The sequence below is a fragment of the Enterococcus viikkiensis genome (genome assembly GCF_005405345.1).
Classification (GTDB): domain Bacteria; phylum Bacillota; class Bacilli; order Lactobacillales; family Enterococcaceae; genus Enterococcus_A; species Enterococcus_A viikkiensis.
In genome coordinates this window covers 98887-118000 of sequence record NZ_BJDW01000003.1, presented here as the reverse complement: position 1 = coordinate 118000, position 19114 = coordinate 98887, and the positions used below count along the sequence as shown (strand labels likewise).

The 19114-nt window shown below is 42.4% G+C and carries 19 protein-coding genes, 1 pseudogene and 1 other annotated feature; of the genes and pseudogenes, 18 read left to right on the top strand and 2 right to left on the bottom strand.

Annotation, left to right across the window (positions count from 1 at the left end; genetic code table 11):
• The first annotated feature begins 182 nt into the window (after positions 1–182).
• Together FFM67_RS03015 and FFM67_RS03010 are read left to right on the top strand one after the other, a co-directional pair.
• A complete protein-coding gene (locus tag FFM67_RS03015; protein ID WP_137613155.1) occupies positions 183–1478 on the top strand; it encodes a putative DNA modification/repair radical SAM protein in 1296 nt (431 codons plus the stop codon).
• Between the two features lie 5 nt (positions 1479–1483).
• Positions 1484–2230 carry a TIGR03915 family putative DNA repair protein gene (locus FFM67_RS03010; protein ID WP_137613154.1) on the top strand — a complete coding sequence of 249 codons (747 nt, stop codon included), beginning with the start codon at positions 1484–1486 and terminating at the stop codon, positions 2228–2230.
• On the opposite strand, the gene FFM67_RS03005 is transcribed toward FFM67_RS03010, so the two are convergent.
• Entirely contained in the window at positions 2227–2595 is a 369-nt protein-coding gene (locus tag FFM67_RS03005) for a TIGR02328 family protein (RefSeq protein WP_137613153.1), read from the bottom strand. The two genes, FFM67_RS03010 and FFM67_RS03005, sit on opposite strands and share 4 nt — an antisense overlap.
• 144 nt (positions 2596–2739) lie before the next feature.
• Between FFM67_RS03005 and FFM67_RS03000 the strand changes: the two genes are divergently transcribed.
• The 14 genes and pseudogenes from FFM67_RS03000 (at position 2740) to FFM67_RS02935 (ending at position 15850) form a co-directional block, all read left to right on the top strand.
• The gene (locus FFM67_RS03000) at positions 2740–3696 is read left to right on the top strand and encodes a cation diffusion facilitator family transporter (RefSeq protein ID WP_137613152.1); all 957 of its coding nucleotides are present in this window, start codon (positions 2740–2742) and stop codon (positions 3694–3696) included.
• A 238-nt stretch (positions 3697–3934) separates the two neighbouring features.
• Complete coding sequence (locus tag FFM67_RS02995; RefSeq protein WP_137613151.1) at positions 3935–5734, top strand: glycerophosphoryl diester phosphodiesterase membrane domain-containing protein; 1800 nt, start codon at positions 3935–3937, stop codon at positions 5732–5734.
• A 208-nt stretch (positions 5735–5942) separates the two neighbouring features.
• Positions 5943–6449 carry a dCTP deaminase/dUTPase family protein gene (locus FFM67_RS02990; RefSeq protein ID WP_137613150.1) on the top strand — a complete coding sequence of 169 codons (507 nt, stop codon included), beginning with the start codon at positions 5943–5945 and terminating at the stop codon, positions 6447–6449.
• Between the two features lie 26 nt (positions 6450–6475).
• The gene (radA, locus tag FFM67_RS02985) at positions 6476–7849 is read left to right on the top strand and encodes a DNA repair protein RadA (protein WP_137613149.1); all 1374 of its coding nucleotides are present in this window, start codon (positions 6476–6478) and stop codon (positions 7847–7849) included.
• A gap of 64 nt (positions 7850–7913) precedes the next feature.
• Positions 7914–9068, top strand: coding sequence for a PIN/TRAM domain-containing protein (locus FFM67_RS02980; protein WP_137613148.1), 1155 nt, complete (start codon positions 7914–7916; stop codon positions 9066–9068).
• A gap of 94 nt (positions 9069–9162) precedes the next feature.
• Complete coding sequence (gene gltX / locus FFM67_RS02975; protein WP_137613147.1) at positions 9163–10620, top strand: glutamate--tRNA ligase; 1458 nt, start codon at positions 9163–9165, stop codon at positions 10618–10620.
• Positions 10617–10816, top strand: a binding site (T-box leader). It overlaps the preceding gene by 4 nt.
• Positions 10817–11011: 195 nt before the next feature.
• Positions 11012–11545: a serine O-acetyltransferase EpsC gene (gene epsC / locus FFM67_RS02970; RefSeq protein ID WP_137613146.1), complete on the top strand. Its 534-nt coding sequence runs from the start codon at positions 11012–11014 to the stop codon at positions 11543–11545.
• Entirely contained in the window at positions 11538–12947 is a 1410-nt protein-coding gene (gene cysS, locus FFM67_RS02965; RefSeq protein ID WP_137613145.1) for a cysteine--tRNA ligase, read from the top strand. The genes epsC and cysS overlap by 8 nt, the downstream gene beginning before the upstream one ends.
• Complete coding sequence (locus tag FFM67_RS02960; protein ID WP_137613144.1) at positions 12947–13345, top strand: Mini-ribonuclease 3; 399 nt, start codon at positions 12947–12949, stop codon at positions 13343–13345. Before cysS ends, FFM67_RS02960 begins: the two co-directional genes overlap by 1 nt.
• Positions 13335–14168: a 23S rRNA (guanosine(2251)-2'-O)-methyltransferase RlmB gene (gene rlmB / locus FFM67_RS02955; protein ID WP_137613143.1), complete on the top strand. Its 834-nt coding sequence runs from the start codon at positions 13335–13337 to the stop codon at positions 14166–14168. The genes FFM67_RS02960 and rlmB overlap by 11 nt, the downstream gene beginning before the upstream one ends.
• A complete protein-coding gene (locus tag FFM67_RS02950) occupies positions 14168–14695 on the top strand; it encodes an NYN domain-containing protein (protein ID WP_137613142.1) in 528 nt (175 codons plus the stop codon). The genes rlmB and FFM67_RS02950 overlap by 1 nt, the downstream gene beginning before the upstream one ends.
• A gap of 69 nt (positions 14696–14764) precedes the next feature.
• Entirely contained in the window at positions 14765–15322 is a 558-nt protein-coding gene (locus tag FFM67_RS02945) for a sigma-70 family RNA polymerase sigma factor (RefSeq protein WP_137613141.1), read from the top strand.
• Positions 15323–15374: 52 nt separating this feature from the next.
• Positions 15375–15476: pseudogene (locus FFM67_RS02940) on the top strand (sodium ion-translocating decarboxylase subunit beta); the annotation flags it as partial.
• Positions 15477–15604: 128 nt separating this feature from the next.
• Complete coding sequence (locus tag FFM67_RS02935) at positions 15605–15850, top strand: Veg family protein (RefSeq protein WP_071861771.1); 246 nt, start codon at positions 15605–15607, stop codon at positions 15848–15850.
• A 28-nt stretch (positions 15851–15878) separates the two neighbouring features.
• Here the strand turns inward: FFM67_RS02935 and mscL are convergent, their stop codons facing one another.
• Positions 15879–16331: a large conductance mechanosensitive channel protein MscL gene (gene mscL / locus FFM67_RS02930; RefSeq protein ID WP_137613140.1), complete on the bottom strand. Its 453-nt coding sequence runs from the start codon at positions 16329–16331 to the stop codon at positions 15879–15881.
• A 234-nt stretch (positions 16332–16565) separates the two neighbouring features.
• Between mscL and yfmF the strand changes: the two genes are divergently transcribed.
• Both yfmF and yfmH read left to right on the top strand, forming a co-directional pair.
• The gene (gene yfmF, locus FFM67_RS02925; protein ID WP_137613139.1) at positions 16566–17828 is read left to right on the top strand and encodes an EF-P 5-aminopentanol modification-associated protein YfmF; all 1263 of its coding nucleotides are present in this window, start codon (positions 16566–16568) and stop codon (positions 17826–17828) included.
• Positions 17821–19113, top strand: coding sequence for an EF-P 5-aminopentanol modification-associated protein YfmH (yfmH, locus tag FFM67_RS02920; RefSeq protein WP_137613138.1), 1293 nt, complete (start codon positions 17821–17823; stop codon positions 19111–19113). Before yfmF ends, yfmH begins: the two co-directional genes overlap by 8 nt.
• The last annotated feature ends 1 nt before the right edge of the window (position 19114 follow it).

The window sequence follows — 19114 nt, the reverse complement described above, 5'->3', positions numbered from 1 at the left end:
TGTACAGCTAACTCTTTCCTGATTGAAAAAAAGGAATGAACAGCTGTTGTTATGACTAAAAGTATAGCAAATTCTCAAAAGACGTCATCCGTCTTTAGCAGTATCTCACAAGAAATTTTTTGACAAAGAGGACTTTCTTTGATTAAATAAGAACATACGTTCGATAAAAAGGAGGACTTTTGATGGAGCTGGAAAGAAAAATTGAAATTTTGGCTGAGTCAGCGAAATATGATGTTTCTTGTTCCAGCAGTGGTGTAGAAAATAATACGCGGCAGGGAACGGTAGGAAGCACGCAAGTCTCTGGAATTTGTCATTCCTTTACCCCCGATGGACGCTGCGTATCGTTATTAAAATTGTTATTCACTAATGCTTGCATCTTTGATTGTCATTATTGCATCAATCGAAAATCGAATGCGATTCCGCGAGCGACGTTCACGCCGCAAGAGGTGGCAGATTTAACGATGGATTTCTATCTGCGCAATTATATCGAAGGCTTGTTTTTGAGCTCTGCCATTATCAAGAACCCGGACTACACTTGTGAGCTCTTAATCAAAACGCTAAAAATTTTAAGGGAAGAAAAAGGCTTTCGTGGGTATATCCACGTTAAGGCGATTCCTGGCGCGGATGAAAAATTAATCGAAGAACTTGGTTTTCTGGCGGATCGAATGAGTGTCAATGTTGAACTCCCTTCCCGCGAAAGTCTAAAATTGCTGGCTCCAGATAAAGATCCCTTTGACGTATACAAGCCGATGAAGCAGATTACGACGGTAAAAAAAGAACAGGAATTCTTACCAATGGTGCGGAATGCACCAAGTTTTGTGCCAGCTGGTCAGTCAACTCAGATGATTATCGGAGCTAGCCCTGAGAGTGATCGTTCAATCGTGAAGATTTCGGAGAATTTGTATCAAAAGTATCAATTGAAGCGGGTCTATTATTCGGCCTATATTCCAGTCAATCAAGATAAGTTATTGCCGGCAGTGACGACAGATCCGCCGCTATTAAGAGAACATCGGTTGTATCAGGCGGATTGGTTGTTACGTTATTACAAATTTACCACGGACGAGATTTTATCTGAGGACAAACCAAACTTTAATTTATATCTCGATCCTAAAGCCAATTGGGCGGTACAAAATTACCAACGCTTCCCCGTTGACGTCCAGACGGCATCCTACGATCAGTTGTTGCGCGTTCCCGGGATCGGGCCGAAGAGCGCGCAAAACATCGTAAAGGCAAGAAAATATTATCGATTGCATCTCACCGATTTAAAAAAATTAGGCATCGTGATCAAGCGGGCGCAATATTTTATCGCCTGCAACCATGAAACGCCTGCCGGATTGATCAAAGATCCGGAATGGATCATCACCTCGCTGATTTCTTCAAAGCAATATGAGGTGTTAAAGAAGCACAACACACAATCCACTAGTGAACAGCTATCCTTATTTGATGTGGAACGTTTTGAGCACGCGAAAAGTAGGTGAGTTTCATGGAAGAATCCGCGGAGCATTGGGAGTATGATGGTAGCTTTTTAGGGTTTATGACTATCGTGGATCGTAGCTTTCGGGAGAAAAAATTTCCGACACTAATCTTATCACCGGAGACAGCGGTCGAAACTTTATTTTTGGCGGAGTGGATCGAAACGGATGTGCTACGAGGGGAAAAAATTTATCGCCGTCTGCGTCAACGATTGCGATCAGAAAACTTTCAATTTATTCAAAATGGTTTTTACGCTACGCTAGAAGGGAAAGAACGCTATTTATTAGAAGCAATCGAGATTGCGTTGCAGACAAAGGATTTATTAGAAAATCATTTAGGACATCCTGCGATCCTAGCGTTAGCCAAAAGTATTCGAGCCTTGCTTGGAGAAAGCCATGCATTGACGGGGTTTGTCCGGTTTGAATATGTTGGCGACGTGTTATTCATCAAAATCCATCCAAAGCACTATGTCATGCCTTATCTGTGTCCTCATTTCGCCGAGCGTTATCCCCAAGAAAAAATCATGATTTATGATGAGACCCATGAGCTTTTGGGGATCATTGATCAGGGGGACATCCATTTGATGGCAAATACTAGCTGTCCCGAATTTTCGGAAGCCAGTGAGGAACAGGACATTCGCCAGCAATGGCAGACTTTTTTACGAGCAGTGACGATTGATGAACGAGCCAATTATCGGGCTCAACGGAATCATCTGCCCTTGCGTTTTCGTGGGGATATGACCGAGTTTAAGGCTTAGTCAAAAGGATGGATGCCTTTTTGCGCCAGATTCAGCAGACATTCTGTTAGATAATCTTCATTATGCTCGGGATAGATCGGACGAGTGAGGGGGAATGGCTGAGTCGCTGCTAAAGGAGATAAGTTTTTCCCGCGGTACAGCGGATCGAACCATAAGGAATCAGGCTTGTAGCCACGATACTTCATTTCCTCCAGAACCAATAAATGAAATTGATACAATTTGTAATAAGGATGAGTGAAAACATAATCCACCGTGGCGTGCTTTTTGCCCCAGCCTTTGCCCCGCAACGCAGCAATTTCGCGATGCTGCCCTAATAATTGTTGTCGTGGAAGTACGGGTATCAGTGCTTCATGCCATAGACGCATAAAAATCCCTCCTAGCTTTCTTTTGATTTTTCCACAATTCAGCTCTAAAGACGAGGGATTTGCTTCACGAAGGGAAAGAGATATGTTTTTATGATTTTTCCTTTCTGATTTATAATAGATACAATCAGGAAGTGAGTGAATCAAATGGAAGAGAAAAAAACGCAAGGGTCGATGGCCGTACTGGCTGCGCTGTTAGCGAATATTTTAGTCGCAGTCAGTAAGTTTGTCGGCTATATGCTTAGCGGCAGTGCTGCGATGATGAATGAAAGCATCCACAGTGTGGTGGATTGTAGCAATCAAATTTTACTATTATTCGGTAATCGCCGGGCGAATCGGGGCCAAAGTGAGCTGCATCAGTTTGGTGAAGGCCGGGCAAAATATTTCTTTAGTACCATTGTAGCAACCATGCTGTTTTTTGGTGGGGGTGCTTTAGGGATTTGGGAAGCCGTGGAAAAATTGTTCCATCCCAGCCATGAAGTAGAAAATCCTTTAATCATCTTAGCAATCCTAGTTTTCGGGATTCTAGTTGAAGGCAGCTCGTTGCGAATTGCAATCAAGGAAATTCATGAGCTGAATACGGAAAAATTGTCGTTATTCCGCTTTTTACATGAAAGTCGTCATAGTGAAATTTTGATTATTTTTACGGAAGATTTTTGTGCGGTGATCGGGTTAGTTTTAGCGATTGTCGGAACTATTTTAACGATGCTGACTGGCAATCCGATGTTTGACGCCTTGAGTGGATTGTTGATCGGGATGATGCTTTTGTTTGCCTCGATCTTTTTAGCGCGAGAATTTTACAGCTTGATTATTGGCGAAAGCGTCTCAAAAGCAGACCTGTTGAAAATTCAAACGGCCTTCAACCGCGAAGAAGTCAAAAAAGTCATCGATATCAAAACGGTGCACTTAGGACCAACTGAAGTGATGATCGCCGCCAAGATCGATATCGCGGATTCTTATGAAGGCGTCAGCTACGATGTCGTCAATCAGATCGAACGAGTGATCCGCCAAGCACTACCAGATAAAAAAGCCTATATCTATATCGAAACCGACGAATTTGATCCCAACTACGATCAAAAACGCCAAACACAATCGGACACATAACCCTTCTGTGCCCGATTATTCTTGTCAGTCCAACTTTTCGCAGTTCTTAAGTTTCAATTTCAATACTAGGATTTGAATGAAAATAATAGTATAAGCTGTTTAGTTGGATGATATGCGTACGAGGATCACCTTTCTTTTTCCGATTTTGGAAAAAGAGATACCTTAAAACGAGCTAGCGGTCAGTGGTGCTTTTATCAGTTATCAAAAGTGTTTTACTTTTAATAAGGAGGAATGCAAGGTGTCTTCACTTCGGTTTTTCTTTACCTATTCACGAGAGTTTTTACGTCATTGGGGTAGCTATATTCTTTTGATTGTTGGTACAAATATTGTCTTAGAGATGCTGGTGATTCCCGTGGTGCAATTTTTAGTGGCCTTTATTTTACAGCGAGGCAATATTCCTTATGTTTCTAATACCAATATTTTAACAATCATCACTAAACATCCAGCCGTCTTGATTGCACTGCTCTTATTGCTTGCTCTCGTTTTGACGTTGGTTTTTTTGCAATTTACGTTTCAATTGTTAGGCATAAAAAGTATTCAAACGAAGGAGAATCGGTCGCTGTGGGGTATCTTTAAGCAATCGATCTATCGCATGCGGCATTTACGTCCAGCGACATTCTTTTTCTTTCTATTCTATTTTCTCTTGATTCTGCCTTTTGCCAATGCAATTTTTCGAACCCCTTTATTAAGCAAAGTCACAATTCCGGTTTTTATTTTGGAATATTTGAGTGAAAATGTAGTTTTTGCCCTTTTACTAGTGGTGGGCTCGCTAGTAGTGTCTTATATCGGAATTCGGTTATTATTTGTTTTGCCGTTAATGATTTTTTCTGACGAAAGACCAAAGGCTGCGATTGAAAAAAGTTTGAAACTGACCCATCATCGGTTCTGGCACTACGGTTGGCGTATTTTTATTTTGACGATGTTTTTGACCTTTATCTCTTATGTTGGTTACGGATTCAGCTATCTTTGTCAAACAATCTTTGATTTATTGCCCGCACCTTTTCCAGCAGTGGGAGCGATGCTAACCTTGACGAGTATTCAATTTTTTAGTCAATTAATGCTGGCTTGGGCGACAGTCCTTTACTTCAGTGTCTTAGTACAAAAATTTTATCCGCTAATGATTAGCGGCGAACGACCTGTGCACTTGAAGCGTCTGAGTCTTTGGAGGCGAATCGCAGCCGGAGCATTGTGTCTCTTTTTTGGCGGCTCGATTCTAATCAGCAATGCCCTTTACCTCGCTGGTTTGACTGATGCGATTCCGCTGACCATTTCTCATCGAGGAGTGGATGATGGAAACGGTGTTCAAAATACGATCCCTGCGATGGCTGAAACAATCAAAGAAAAGCCGGATTATATCGAGATGGATATTCAAGAAACCAAGGATCATCAATTCGTTGTAATGCATGATAAAAATCTGAAAAATTTAACTGGGCAAGATAAAACGACTCATGATCTGACTTTGGTAGAATTACAGGATTTATTTGCAACAGAAAATGGTCACGTGGCACCGGTGGCAAGCTTTGATGATTATCTAGCTTACGCCAATCAGCATCAGCAGAAATTGCTGATTGAAATCAAAACAAGCGCTGCGGATTCGAAAGATATGGTGAAAAATTTTGTTGAAAAATATCAAAAAAATATTTTGACCCACCATCATCGCATACATTCGTTAGACTATGATGTAGTGGTGGAGTTGAAAAAGGAAGCGCCAAAGTTGTTTGTCAGCTACATCCTGCCGTATAATTTAGTATTCCCTCAAACAGCGGCGAATGGCTATACGATGGAGGAAACGACGCTGACGAGTGATTTTGTTCAACGGGCCCATCAAGAGCAGAAGAGTGTTTATGCTTGGACAGTAAACAATGCGGATTCAATGGATCGAATGATCTCGTTAAACGTGAATGGCATCATAACAGACGACTTGGGAACATTGAAGAATCAAATCAAAACGTATGAGGAAAAACCTTCTTATGCGAAGCGGATCGAGATGTATATTAATCGGATTCCAGCACTAGATCAACGGATCAGTGAAAATTAGTAAAGAAGAAAAAAATTCATTAAATTTCCCCAGAGTTTTCGTAAAAGAATGACGAATCCAAAGGCGCACTATGTTAAAATAACTATATGTTTCACAAAGAAAGAGCAGCTTATTTTGACGAGAATTTCTTTGGGTTTTCAGGTGATTTGTAAAATCATCTAAGCAATGATCAAAAAAGCATTTTTGTTTTTAAAAAAGGGAGTCCATTATGACAGTAAGAGGGTTTGAAATTACAACAGCATATCAAGCAAAAGGCATCCATTTACCGATACGAGCAACAAAAAATGCCGCTGGCTATGATTTTGAAGCAGCAGAGGATATCGTCATTCCAGCGATTTGGAAGCAAGTGATCCAACATTTCACGAAAGACGCAGAAGCTTCAGAGAAAATCCTTAAGCCGGTTTTGGTCCCGACTGGAATCAAAGCTTATATGGGTGAAGATGAGTATTTGCAGTTAGCTAATCGCTCCAGCAATCCGTTGAAACGGTTCATTACTTTAAGTAACGGAATCGGCGTGATCGATAGCGATTATTACAACAATTCAGACAACGAGGGACACATCATGTTCCAATTTTCGAATTTTGGTTTAACGGATGTAAAAATTAAAAAAGGTGAACGCATCGGCCAAGGGATTTTCTTACCCTTCCTCAAAGCGGATAATGACCGGGCTGAAACGCTTCGGACTGGTGGCTTTGGTTCATCTGATCAACAATAAAATCTATTTTGAGTGAGGCGAAAGTTTTGGCAAAAAAATCCAAGACACAATTTATCTGTCAAGAATGCGGTTATGTTTCGCCTAAATATCTGGGGCGCTGTCCCAACTGTGGAAATTGGAATACAATGGTGGAAGAAATTGAACAAAACCATCCGGAAGATCGCCGCAATCGGGTCAGTTTAACCGGTGAACGAGCACAGCCCACCAAATTGAAAGATGTGGTCTTCAAAAAGGAAACGCGTGTTCAAACAGAGTTAGCCGAATTGAACCGCGTGCTTGGCGGTGGTGTGGTACCGGGTTCGCTCGTCTTAATCGGTGGTGACCCCGGAATCGGAAAGTCGACCCTGCTTTTACAAGTTTCTCATCAATTAGCGGCAACAGGCGGTACTGTTTTGTATGTGTCAGGGGAGGAAAGCGCGCAGCAAATTAAGTTGCGGGCGGAACGTCTAGGGTCTAGCGACACTGATTTCTATTTGTATGCCGAGACAGACATGGGTGAGATCAGCCGCACAATCGAGAATTTGAAGCCAGATTATGTAATTATCGACTCGATTCAAACCATGACCCAACCAGACATTACCAGTGTGGCGGGTTCGGTCAGTCAAGTACGAGAAACGACCGCAGAATTATTGAAGTTAGCGAAGACCAATGGCATTGCGATCTTTATCGTCGGTCACGTAACTAAAGAAGGAAACATCGCCGGTCCGCGAATGTTGGAACATATGGTGGACACCGTGTTGTACTTTGAAGGCGAGAAGCATCACAGCTTCCGTATCTTACGAGCGGTGAAAAACCGGTTTGGATCGACAAATGAGATTGGGATTTTTGAAATGCGGGAAAGTGGTTTAGTCGAAGTGGCCAACCCTTCACAGGTTTTCTTAGAAGAACGCTTGGAAGGAGCCACCGGTTCGGCGATCGTCGTCGCGATGGAAGGTAGCCGGCCGATTTTAGTCGAAGTCCAGGCCTTAGTCACACCAACGGTTTTCGGCAACGCGAAACGTACGACGACGGGACTGGATTTTAATCGTGTTTCATTGATTATGGCGGTGCTAGAAAAACGGGCAGGCCTTCTGCTGCAAAACCAAGATGCCTATTTGAAAGCCGCTGGCGGCGTCAAGCTGAATGAGCCGGCGATTGACTTGGCGGTAGCGGTAGCGATTGCTTCCAGCTACAAAGAAAACGGGACGGAGGCCACCGAGTGTTTTATCGGTGAAATTGGTTTGACCGGAGAGATTCGCCGCGTCAGCAGTATTGAACAACGCGTCAAAGAAGCAAGTAAATTAGGCTTCAAAAAAATCTATTTACCGAAGAACAATCTGGGTGAATGGACACCGCCAAAAGGCATCGAATTGATTCCAGTGGCGACCTTAGGGGAAACCTTGAGAAAAGTATTTCGTTAAAATGTGACTCACGGGTGTGGAGATTTTTCTCCGCACCGTTGAATAATTTTTTAGGAGGGATGGCATGCAAAAACGTGTGTTGACAGTGATCGTTACCATTGTTGGGATGAGTTTAGGGATTACCCTATTGCCCATAGCATGGTTAGCAATCGGTTATGCAAACAACATGTGGTTGAATAATTCATTTACGAATGGCCTAATCGGTGCAATTATTTTTTATCTTATTTCTTTGGCGATCGTAGAACCAATCACAGTTGGTGTAAAGAAAATCGAAAAACAATTAAATGAACTGAGTTTAACCTATATTTTATTTGGAGTGGTCGGTGCAATCTTAGGATTGACGCTAGGATTGATTGGTACGACGCCGTTGTATCAGATCCCAATTCCATTCATTAATAGCGCGTTACCGATCTTGATTATGCTGCTATTAGGTTATTTAGGGTTTCGGATGGGAACGACCCGAATCGATGAATTGAAAAAATTCTTCGGTGGTCGGAATAAAAAAACTGAGACCAACGATGGAGAAGTGCTAGAACGTAAAGCCGATGATCATTTTCATAAGTACAAGATCTTGGATACTAGCGTGATCATTGATGGTCGCATCTACGATATTGCGAAGACTGGTTTTTTAGAAGGGGTCTTAATGATTCCGAATTTTGTCTTATATGAATTGCAATATATCGCAGACTCTGGTGACAGCTTGAAACGTGTTCGCGGGCGTCGCGGGTTAGATATCTTGAATGCTTTGCAAAAAGAAGAAGGCATCGCTGTTGAAATGTACGATGGTGACTTTGAAGATATCAGCGAAGTTGATAGTAAATTGATTAAATTAGCAAAATTGTTAGACGGTGTGATCGTCACCAACGATTACAACTTGAATAAAGTATCTGAATTTCAAAATGTCGCAGTCTTGAACATTAATGCCTTAGCCAATGCAGTGAAGCCGGTTGTGATTCCGGGGGAAAATATGAATGTCTTAGTCGTTAAAGCCGGAACAGAACGGCAACAAGGCGTCGCTTATTTAGACGATGGTACGATGGTGGTTGTGGAAGATGGTCAACATTATATGAATGAGCATATCGAAGTCGTTGTAACTAGCGCGTTGCAAACAGCCGCTGGACGGATGATTTTTGCGAAACCAGCCCATTCGAGCCGCAATATCAAAGACGATTCACCTGAAAAGAAATTAGATTATACCAATGATAAGACAGCAAAGTAACGCTGTGACTTTACTAAACAATGGATTGATTGTACAATTTGAGCTATGGAGCAAATGTTTTATTTGCTAAAAAAGCGGGAAAGAGGAACCAATTATGTCAAAAATTCGTGTACGTTATGCACCAAGTCCAACTGGACACTTACACATCGGAAATGCTCGAACAGCATTATTCAATTATTTATTCGCTCGTCACAATGATGGAGAATTCATCATTCGGATCGAGGATACTGACTTGAAACGCAACATTGAAGATGGTGAAAAAAGTCAGCTAGAAAACTTGGCATGGTTAGGGATCGACTGGGATGAATCACCAGAAAATCCAGGAGAATACGGGCCTTACCGTCAATCTGAACGCAGAGAGATTTATCAACCATTGATCGACCAATTATTGGCTAGTAATTTGGCTTATAAATGTTATTGCACTCCAGAAGAGTTAGAAGCCGAACGTGAAGCGCAACGTGCTCGTGGAGAGATGCCTCATTATGGTGGCAAATGTGCGAACTTAACACCTGAACAACAAGCTGAAAAAGAAGCACAAGGTTTAGAACCAGTGGTTCGTTTCCGTGTTCCCCGTAATACTAGCTTTGCTTTTGACGATATGGTCAAAGGCGAAATCAGTTTTGAATCGGATAATGTTGGTGGCGATTTTGTTATTCAAAAACGTGATGGCATGCCAACCTATAACTTTGCGGTAGCCGTAGATGATCACTTTATGAAGATCACACATGTATTGCGTGGGGACGACCATATCGCCAACACGCCAAAACAATTAATGATTTACGATGCTTTCGGTTGGACACGTCCAACCTTTGGTCACATGACGTTGATCATTAATAGTGAAACCGGTAAAAAATTAAGTAAACGTGACGAAAGTATTCTACAATTCATCGAACAATACCGGGAATTAGGTTATTTGCCAGAAGCAATGTTTAACTTCATTACTTTACTAGGCTGGTCTCCAGTCGGTGAAGACGAAATCTTTTCTCAAGAAGAGTTGGTTAAATTGTTCGATACAAAACGGTTAAGCAAATCACCAGCGGCCTTTGATCCAAAGAAATTAGAATGGGTGAACAACCATTACATCAAAGCAATGGACTTAGACAAATTAACTGAATTGTGTCTGCCATTCTTGATCAAAGCTGGAAAAGTTGAAGAAAATCCAACGCCTGAACGCAAAGATTGGGTAAAACGAGTAATTAGCTTGTATCAACCACAAATGAGCTACACCGCAGAAATTACGGAAGTCTCAAACTTGTTCTTTGAAGAACATCCAGTTTTGGATGACGCTGCCAAAGCAGTGTTGGCGGAAGAAGATGTACCAACGGTATTGAAGGCTTTTAAAGCCCAATTAGAAGCAATGGAAACGGTAGATGCAGCGAATGTTTTGGCTGCAATCAAAGCTGTTCAAAAAGAAACTGGCGTTAAAGGGAAAAAATTATGGATGCCGATTCGTGTCGCCGTCAGCGGTGTGACCCACGGACCTGAATTACCTGAAACGGTTGAATTATTAGGCAAAGAAAAAGCCTTAGCCCATTTAAATCAAGTTATGTAAACACATAGAAGAGAAGAAGTACCAACGATTGATTTTTCAGAGAGGCTGCGGTCGGTGCAAGCAGTCAAATCATCTGTTGTGAAATGCATCTCGGAGTGGCCTTAGCGATATGTAGCTAAGGACGATTCACAGACGTTACCTGTTTCAAGGCAAGCAATTGCAAACAAAAGTGGGACCACGTCTAAGCGTCTTTTGAGGAAACTCAAAAGACGCTTTTTTTGCCAGCTTCACTTCGCGTCTTTCGCGTGATTAGTGAACTGGTATGCGAAGCAAGAATCAGAATTATTTTTCATAGTGTACTTGGTTCAAAAATAAAAAATGAACGGTTGTTACTCAAGGAAAGGCGCGAACGTTGGAAACGTGGCGCCGCTTAGAAAAGGAGTTGAGGTTAATGGGATGGTGGCAAGAGGCGATTGTAGCAGCAAAACGCAATGATCCAGCGGTTCGCTCAGGTGCTGAGGTAGTCCTTACCTATCCGGGTGTCCATGCATTGTTCTTTCACAAATTTTCGCATTTTCTCTATCGACATAAGCGGTTTTTGTTGGCACGGATCCATTCACAATTTTGGCGTTTTTTGACTGGGATTGAGATCCATCCCGGTGCTAAGATTGCTCCCGGTGTTTTTATTGATCACGGAATGGGGGTCGTGATCGGTGAGACTGCGGAAATTGAACGAGATGTGGTATTATTCCATGGCGTAACTCTGGGTGGAACCGGCAAAGACGCCGGCAAGCGGCACCCTACCATTCGGCAAGGGGCGTTTATTTCTGCCAATGCTCAGATTCTAGGACCAATCGAGATTGGCGCAAGGGTCAAAATTGGTGCTGGGGCCGTTGTATTGAAAAGTATTCCAACAGATGCCACAGCTGTTGGTGTCCCCGCAAAAATAGTCAAAATAAATGGAAAGAAGGTTCCTCATGATTAAAATACACAATACACTAACACGAGAGAAAGAACTTTTTAAACCGATTGAAGAAAATAAAGTTCGTATGTATGTCTGCGGACCAACCGTGTATAACTATATCCACATAGGAAATGCTCGCAGTTCGATCGCTTTTGATGTGATTCGTCGTTATTTTGAATACCGCGGTTATGAGGTGAATTATGTCTCGAATTTTACCGATGTGGATGACAAGATTATCAAAGCAGCAAAAGAATTAGCCGTCACAGCACCGGAGTTGGCCGATCGTTTTATCGCAGCTTTTGAAGAGGATACCGCCGCCTTGAATGTCAAACCGGCGACACTGCATCCTCGAGTGATGGATCATATTCCAGATATCTTAAGCTTCATTGAAGCGTTGATCGAAAAAGGCTATGCCTATGAAGTGGCTGGTGATGTTTATTACCGGACACGCAAATTTGAGCATTATGGTGAGCTAAGCGACCAATCGATTGATGAGCTAGAAGTCGGAGCTAGTCAACGGACGGGCGTGGAGCAAGCAATCAAAGAAGATCCCTTGGATTTTGCTTTGTGGAAGAGTGCGAAACCAGATGAAATTTCGTGGGAATCTCCATGGGGTGCGGGTCGTCCAGGCTGGCATATCGAGTGCTCGGTGATGGCGACGAAGCATTTAGGCGAGACCATCGACATTCATGGTGGCGGGCAAGATTTGGAATTTCCCCACCATGAAAACGAGATTGCTCAAAGTGAAGCGAAGACTGGCAAACGGTTTGCCAATTATTGGATGCACAACGGTTATGTGACGATTGGTGAAGATGACGCTAAGATGAGTAAATCCTTGGGGAACTTTGTAACGGTGCATGATCTAGTGAAAGAGATCGATCCACAGGTTTTACGTTTCTTTATGGCGACGACTCAATATCGCCGTCCGATCCGTTATAGCGAAACGACGATGAAGGATGCACAAGCAAATCTGCAAAAATTGCGTACGGCATTTGAAAACGCGACTTTCCGTCAAGCAACGGCAGAAGATGAATTAGCGGATGATCAAGCAAAATTAGTTGAATTGCGTACCTTGAAAGATCGTTTTATTGAAGAGATGGACGATGATTTCAATGCAGCCAACGGAATCACCGTGGTTTATGAAGTGGCGAAATGGTTGAACCATTACAGTGAGCAAGAACGTGTTTCGGCAGTGGTCTTGACCGCGGCGTTGGAAGAATTTACGAAGCTTTTATCTATTTTTGGAATCGAGTTTCAAACGGCTGGTTTATTAGATGAAGAAGTTGACCAATTAATCGAAGAACGGAATCAAGCGCGAAAAGATAAAAATTTTGCCCGCAGCGATGAAATTCGCGATCAATTGAAAGAACAAGGAATTATTTTAGAAGATACCCCACAAGGTGTCCGTTGGAGAAGAGCCTAATGACTGATTACAAACAATTAAATGCCTTAGCGTTAGCCTACGTAGGCGATGCGATCTATGAAACGTATATTCGGGATCATCTCGTTCGTTCTGGCCAAACGCGTCCGAATAAATTGCACCATTTGGCGACCCATTATGTTTCAGCCAAGGCGCAAGCAATGTTGATTCAAAAAATGTTGGAAGATGATATGCTGACAGAAGAAGAAGTAGGTATTTATCGGCGCGGACGAAATGCGAAAAGCTATACTTCCGCTAAGAATACCGCTATCATGACCTACCGGATGTCTACAGGCTTTGAAGCTTTGATGGGTTATTTACATTTATTGGAACAAACAGAGCGTTTAGAAGCATTAATCGCTTGGTGTATCGAGAAAGCAGGTGAAGCAATTGAAGGATAAAAAACCACGTCGAAACAATGATCGTCGGAATCAACAAAAAAATAACCGGCCAAAAGAGCGACGGATCGAACCAATCGAACCAACAGAATCAGAAGAAAATAATTTTGTCTTTGGCCACCATGCCAGTGTGGAAGCCTTGCAGGCTGGCCGCGGCAATAAATTATTCATGCAAGAAGATGCTCATGGCGATAAAATCGATCAGTTAAAAAGCTTGGCTAAAGAGCAAGCTGTACCGGTGAAATGGGTACCGAAGCAAAAATTAGACACCTTAAGTGACGGCGGTGTCCATCAAGGCATCGTCTTAGGTATCACGCCTTATGAGTATTTAACGTTGGATGAACTATTAGGAAAAACGGCTGCCGAAGAAGCACCTTTTCTGTTGATCCTGGATAGCTTGGAGGACCCGCATAATTTTGGGTCGATCTTGCGAACCGCAGATGCTAGTGGTGTCTCTGGGGTGATTATTCCCAAGCATCGTTCTGTCGGCATTACGCCGGTCGTAACGAAAGCTTCAACGGGAGCGGTGGAATATGTACCAATCGCTCGAGTGACGAATCTCGCTCAAAGTATTAAGCAATTGAAAGATGCCGGTTATTGGATTTTTGGTACCGACATGGAAGGAACGGATTATCGTCAGTGGAAAGTGACGGGACCGATCGCGTTGATCATCGGGAATGAAGGCAAAGGCATGAGTGCCGGCTTGAAAAAAGATGTCGATGAAATGCTGACGATTCCAATGACTGGGCATGTCCAAAGTCTAAATGCCGGTGTGGCAGCGGGGCTTTTGATGTATGAGGTGTTCCGAAAGCGAAGTGAGCTCTAATGAAAGAGCAATTACTGATCGTGGATGGCTACAATATGATTGGTGCTTGGCCGGAACTTGTGAGCTTGAAAAATCAAGATCGTTTGGAAGAAGCTCGGGAAGCCTTGCTATTTCGCTTATCGAATTTTGCGAAATACCAAGGTTTGGAAATCATCATTGTTTTTGATGCACAATTTGTTCCCGGTGTGACTCAAAGCTATAAAAAATATTTTTTGACAGTGGTCTTTACAGAAGAAGGCGAAACTGCAGATAGCTATATCGAACGTGTCGCCAGAGAACTAAATGATCGGTTGACGCAAGTGACTGTGGCGACTAGTGATTTGGCTGAACAGTGGACGGTCTTTTCTCAAGGAGCCCTACGAACTTCTGCCCGAGAGTTGTATAAAACAGTGCAGCAAACCGAAGCGTTGATCGCTGGGGACACAGAAGATACGCATTATCAAAATTTTCGCCGGAACTCTCCTTGGAATAATTCCCAATTGCAAAAATTGTCGCAAAAATTGGACGAACTAAGCCGAAAAAAATAATTTTTCCGAATATGCTCCTCTCTTATTTTAGTTACGTGTATGCTTTTACGTGACGAGAGGGGTGTAAAAATGGAAAATGTTGAGTACCTGGAAACCATCGACAGTATTGTCTTTGAAGAAATGTTTCAACAGTATGTGCCGATCATTTATAAAATGGAGTCCCGTTACCTTATTCGGGATTTTGAACATGATGATTGGTTGCAAGAGGGTCGAATTGCTTTGAACAGTGCGTTGAGGAGTTATCGTGAGGATCGCGGAACCACATTTGGTCTCTACTACAAAATGATTCTAGAAAATCGGATTCGATCACTTTTACGACGTCAGCAAGCGAAGAAGCGTTTTGCCCAGCAGCAGGCTGTGTCGATTGAGAAAGTCGGCAGCGAAACCTTCAGCGAATATTTTCACTACCACCAGCAGTTGGAGGAGAGTCTTTCAATCAGTGAACTCCTGTTAAAGGGTGAAATGACCTTGTCTCAGTTAGAAACATATACGCTTTATTATTATATTAGAGGTGAAGAGCCTGTTGAAATCGCTAAGCGGTTGGGAGAAACGGAAAAAGCAATTCGTAATGCCTTGAATCGAACCAAGAATAAAATCAAAAAAGAACTAGCTTTGAAGCTTTCATAAAATGAAAGCGGATTCTTTTGGAGACAAGTGCAAATGAAGGACAAAAGAAAATCCTCATAATTATCTGCTGATGCATGTGATGGGACCAAACGTTGCTGAAGTCATCAGTTCGGTGGTAGCCGCGGCTGTGCTGTCGACCTTTTTTGGTGGGTAACGTCTCCAAGGGGAGAAAGTCGCCTTAGAATCGTTATTTTGTGCGAAAAATAATTTGCAAATGAATTTATCTTATGATACATTGAAAAGTTTTGGATTTGTGCTATAATGTATGTTGAGGTGAACTGTATGCCAACAACTTTAGCGACTATCAAGAAAAACTTGGAAGATCGTATCGGCGCTCCAATTATGCTTGTAGCTCAAACGGGACGTAAGCGTCAAACGCAACGTAAAGGGATTTTAACTGAAACCTATCCTTCCGTTTTTGTTGTCGATTTGGACCCAGAGGAAAATTCTTTTGAACGTGTTTCATACAGCTATTCCGATGTATTGACTCGCACAGTAGAGATTGAATTTTTAAGTGAAGCAATTTAAAAACCATGGAGCGTTTGCTCCATGGTTTTTATTTGTCTTCCGGTTGGTCGAAGGTTTCTTGCGTGGCTTTTTTCTGTTCGACTAAGAGATCGCGGATGTCCGCTAAGTAATCTTCGGCAGTCGGCATTTTAACTTCAGGAACCACTGCCTCTTCCTCTTTAGTACCCTTTTCTTTGGCTTTATTCGCCGCTTTAACGATTAGAAACAGCACAAAGCCGGTAATCACAAATGTAATCAGCGCGCTGACCACATCCCCAAAAGCAAAGGTAACTCCTTTAACGGGCTTCCAGTCTAAAACAGACATCGCTTCGTTTAAATCTTTTCCTTTGGTAAACAATGAGACAATCAGTCCTACCAATGGTGTGATCAAGCCGTTCACCACGTTGGTAACGATCGCTGTAAAAGCAGTCCCAATAACGACACCAACCGCTAGATCAAGGACATTGCCTCGCATCAAAAATTCCTTAAATTCTTTAATCATCGTGTCACTCCTATCTTAAATAATAGTCTCACCTGTTTCAGCCAGTGCTTTTTTTCGAGTCGGTTTTCTCGTAAAGCGTGGTCATCTGGCTCGGTGTCATTTTCTTTATAATTCAGTATAGCGAAAGAAGAAAAAAATTTGAAATAAAAGCGACTATTTGCTGAAGCTGATTTCGGTCCTTAAAGAGTGCCTGTGCTATAATTGTTCTTAACGATGAGACGAAGGAGCTTTGTGATGATCGAACTAAAAAAAGGCGTACGCTTGCACGTTATCGCCACAAAAAAATATAAAACGATTCAACTTTACGGGCGTTTTACGACTCGTTTAACGAAAGAAATTATGACCAAACGGGCACTTTTGGCCAATTTATTAGAAACCAATTCGCTGCATTATCCCGATCAAACTAAATTAAGCGGGCAATTGGCGGAACTTTATGGTGCCAGCTTTGGTTTAAATGTTGGACGCAAAGGGAATCTACATTGGCTAGATGTCGGTCTTGGGGTCGTGAACGGAAAGTATGTTGAAGATCCGCAGTTATTGCCGGAGGCGCTAGATTTTTTGCAAGAGATTTTATTCAACCCCAATATTCGTGAGGGAACATTCGATGAACAGACCTTCCGTTTAGAAAAAGAAAATCTGCAAAGCTCTATCGAGACCTTGCAGGAAGATAAACAGACACTGGCCTCTTTAAAAATCAAAGAGACCTATTTCACTGACGATGCGCAAAAATTGCCAAGCTTTGGAACGGTGGAAGATTTGGCTAATGAAACTAGTGAAGGCTTAGCAACGTATTATCAAGAGATGATCACGCAGGATCAAGTGGATCTGTTTGTGATTGGGGATGTAGAAGAAGCAGAGATGGTAGAACTGTTTAAGCGTTTGCCCTTTACTGAACGCGAAGAAAGCTTTCCATCCATCTATTATCATCAAGTCCATGACAATGTGATTCGCCAACAGCAAATCCAAGAAGCAGTGACGCAAGGAAAACTGAACTTGGCTTATGCGACAGATGTCTATTACGAAGACCTCGATCGTTTCGCACTGTTAGTCTTTAATGGCTTATTCGGTGGCTTCCCTCATTCAAAATTATTTATGAATGTACGAGAAAAAGCGAGTCTGGCATATTACGCTTCCAGCTCCTTTGATACCTTCCGAGGCTACTTGCAAGTCCAAACCGGGATCAACAGCGACAATCGTGAAAAGGTTCTGCACTTGATCGCGGAGCAATTGCTTGAATTGCAGGCGGGAAAATTCACTGAGTTGGCCTTCCAACAAACCAAAGCGATGCTGAAAAATCATTATTTGTTAGGTCTGGATAGTATGCAAAATACCATCGAGACAACTTATTTGGCGCAATGGCTGCCGCAAAGTAAACTGACAGACGAAGAATGGCTGAAACGGTTAGCGGCTGTGACACCAGAAGATGTCCAACGAGTTGCGAAAAAAATTCGTTTGCAGGCAATCTTCTTCTTAGATGGAGGACAGCAACATGGATAAAGTAGCGTATCAAAAAATCAATGAGACCTTGTATAAAGAAATTCTGCCTAATGGGTTGACGGTCTATCTTTTACCGAAAGCCGGTTACCATAAAACGTATGGGCTATTCAGCACGAATTATGGCTCGATCGACAATGAATTCATTCCCCGTGGTGGCAAAGACTATGTCAAAGTACCAGACGGGATCGCCCATTTTTTAGAACATAAAATGTTTGAAAAAGAAGATGGAGATGTCTTTCAAAAATTCGGTGAGCAAGGAGCCTCTGCCAATGCCTTCACCAGCTTTACCCGGACCAGCTATTTGTTTTCAACGACGGATCAATTGGAATTAAACTTAGGAACGTTGTTAGATTTTGTTCAAGCGCCGTATTTTACGGAAGAATCGGTGCAAAAAGAGCAAGGGATTATCGGTCAAGAAATTCAAATGTATCAAGACGATCCAAATTGGCAACAGTTTTTCGCTATTTTGAAAAATATGTATCCGGAGCATCCGTTACATATCGATATCGCTGGTACGATTGAGTCGATTGCGGAAATCACGGCGGAGGATTTATACACCTGTTACAATACCTTTTATCATCCTAGCAACATGACGCTGTTTGTTGTGGGGAACCTAGAACCCGAGGCGTTGATGGACTTTATCCGGGAAAATCAAGCGGCGAAAACGTTTGAGGCACCAGAAGCGATCCAACGACGTTTCCCGCAAGAGACACCAGAAGAGATTATCACGCTTAGTGAAGAAAACATGCCCATTACGATTCCTAAAGCGATTGTCGGTGTCAAAGGTCTGGCGGAACTACCGGCAGATGACAAAGAACGATTGATTTTCAAAGTTTCACTGGATTTATTGTTCCAACTGCTGCTGGGAACGACCTCGCAAAATTATTTGCAGCTGTATAATGAAGGGCTGCTAGATGACAGCTTTGACTATGAATTCTCGCTAGACCGTAGTTTCTATTTTGCGGATTTTGGTGGCGATAGTGAGGAGCCACAAAAATTAGCAGATCGTTTGACGGAGATTTTACTGCATTTTGCGACGGACCCAGAGCTGAATCAAGCAAATTTAGATTTGCTGAAGAAAAAGATGTTAGGTAAATATTTCCAATCCTTGAATTCCTTAGAATACGTAGCAAACCAATTTACGCAATCGTTGTTTGGTGATTGGACGTTGTTTGATATGCCGGAAATTATTCAGGAAATCGAATTAGCGGATGTGTTAGCAGCTGGAAAATTATTTATTAGAGAAGATGCCTTCACCCGTTTTTATATGAAAAAGGAGGCGTAAG

What these genes read in the sequence shown, in the direction of transcription:
- FFM67_RS03015 (WP_137613155.1), top strand. Translation starts at nt 183, where the DNA reads ATGGAGCTGGAAAGAAAAATTGAAATTTTGGCTGAGTCAGCGAAATAT.
- FFM67_RS03010 (WP_137613154.1), top strand. Translation starts at nt 1,484, where the DNA reads ATGGAAGAATCCGCGGAGCATTGGGAGTATGATGGTAGCTTTTTAGGG.
- FFM67_RS03005 (WP_137613153.1), bottom strand. Translation starts at nt 2,595, where the DNA reads ATGCGTCTATGGCATGAAGCACTGATACCCGTACTTCCACGACAACAA.
- FFM67_RS03000 (WP_137613152.1), top strand. Translation starts at nt 2,740, where the DNA reads ATGGAAGAGAAAAAAACGCAAGGGTCGATGGCCGTACTGGCTGCGCTG.
- FFM67_RS02990 (WP_137613150.1), top strand. Translation starts at nt 5,943, where the DNA reads ATGACAGTAAGAGGGTTTGAAATTACAACAGCATATCAAGCAAAAGGC.
- FFM67_RS02980 (WP_137613148.1), top strand. Translation starts at nt 7,914, where the DNA reads ATGCAAAAACGTGTGTTGACAGTGATCGTTACCATTGTTGGGATGAGT.
- gltX (WP_137613147.1), top strand. Translation starts at nt 9,163, where the DNA reads ATGTCAAAAATTCGTGTACGTTATGCACCAAGTCCAACTGGACACTTA.
- epsC (WP_137613146.1), top strand. Translation starts at nt 11,012, where the DNA reads ATGGGATGGTGGCAAGAGGCGATTGTAGCAGCAAAACGCAATGATCCA.
- cysS (WP_137613145.1), top strand. Translation starts at nt 11,538, where the DNA reads ATGATTAAAATACACAATACACTAACACGAGAGAAAGAACTTTTTAAA.
- FFM67_RS02960 (WP_137613144.1), top strand. Translation starts at nt 12,947, where the DNA reads ATGACTGATTACAAACAATTAAATGCCTTAGCGTTAGCCTACGTAGGC.
- FFM67_RS02950 (WP_137613142.1), top strand. Translation starts at nt 14,168, where the DNA reads ATGAAAGAGCAATTACTGATCGTGGATGGCTACAATATGATTGGTGCT.
- FFM67_RS02945 (WP_137613141.1), top strand. Translation starts at nt 14,765, where the DNA reads ATGGAAAATGTTGAGTACCTGGAAACCATCGACAGTATTGTCTTTGAA.
- FFM67_RS02935 (WP_071861771.1), top strand. Translation starts at nt 15,605, where the DNA reads ATGCCAACAACTTTAGCGACTATCAAGAAAAACTTGGAAGATCGTATC.
- mscL (WP_137613140.1), bottom strand. Translation starts at nt 16,331, where the DNA reads ATGATTAAAGAATTTAAGGAATTTTTGATGCGAGGCAATGTCCTTGAT.
- yfmF (WP_137613139.1), top strand. Translation starts at nt 16,566, where the DNA reads ATGATCGAACTAAAAAAAGGCGTACGCTTGCACGTTATCGCCACAAAA.
- yfmH (WP_137613138.1), top strand. Translation starts at nt 17,821, where the DNA reads ATGGATAAAGTAGCGTATCAAAAAATCAATGAGACCTTGTATAAAGAA.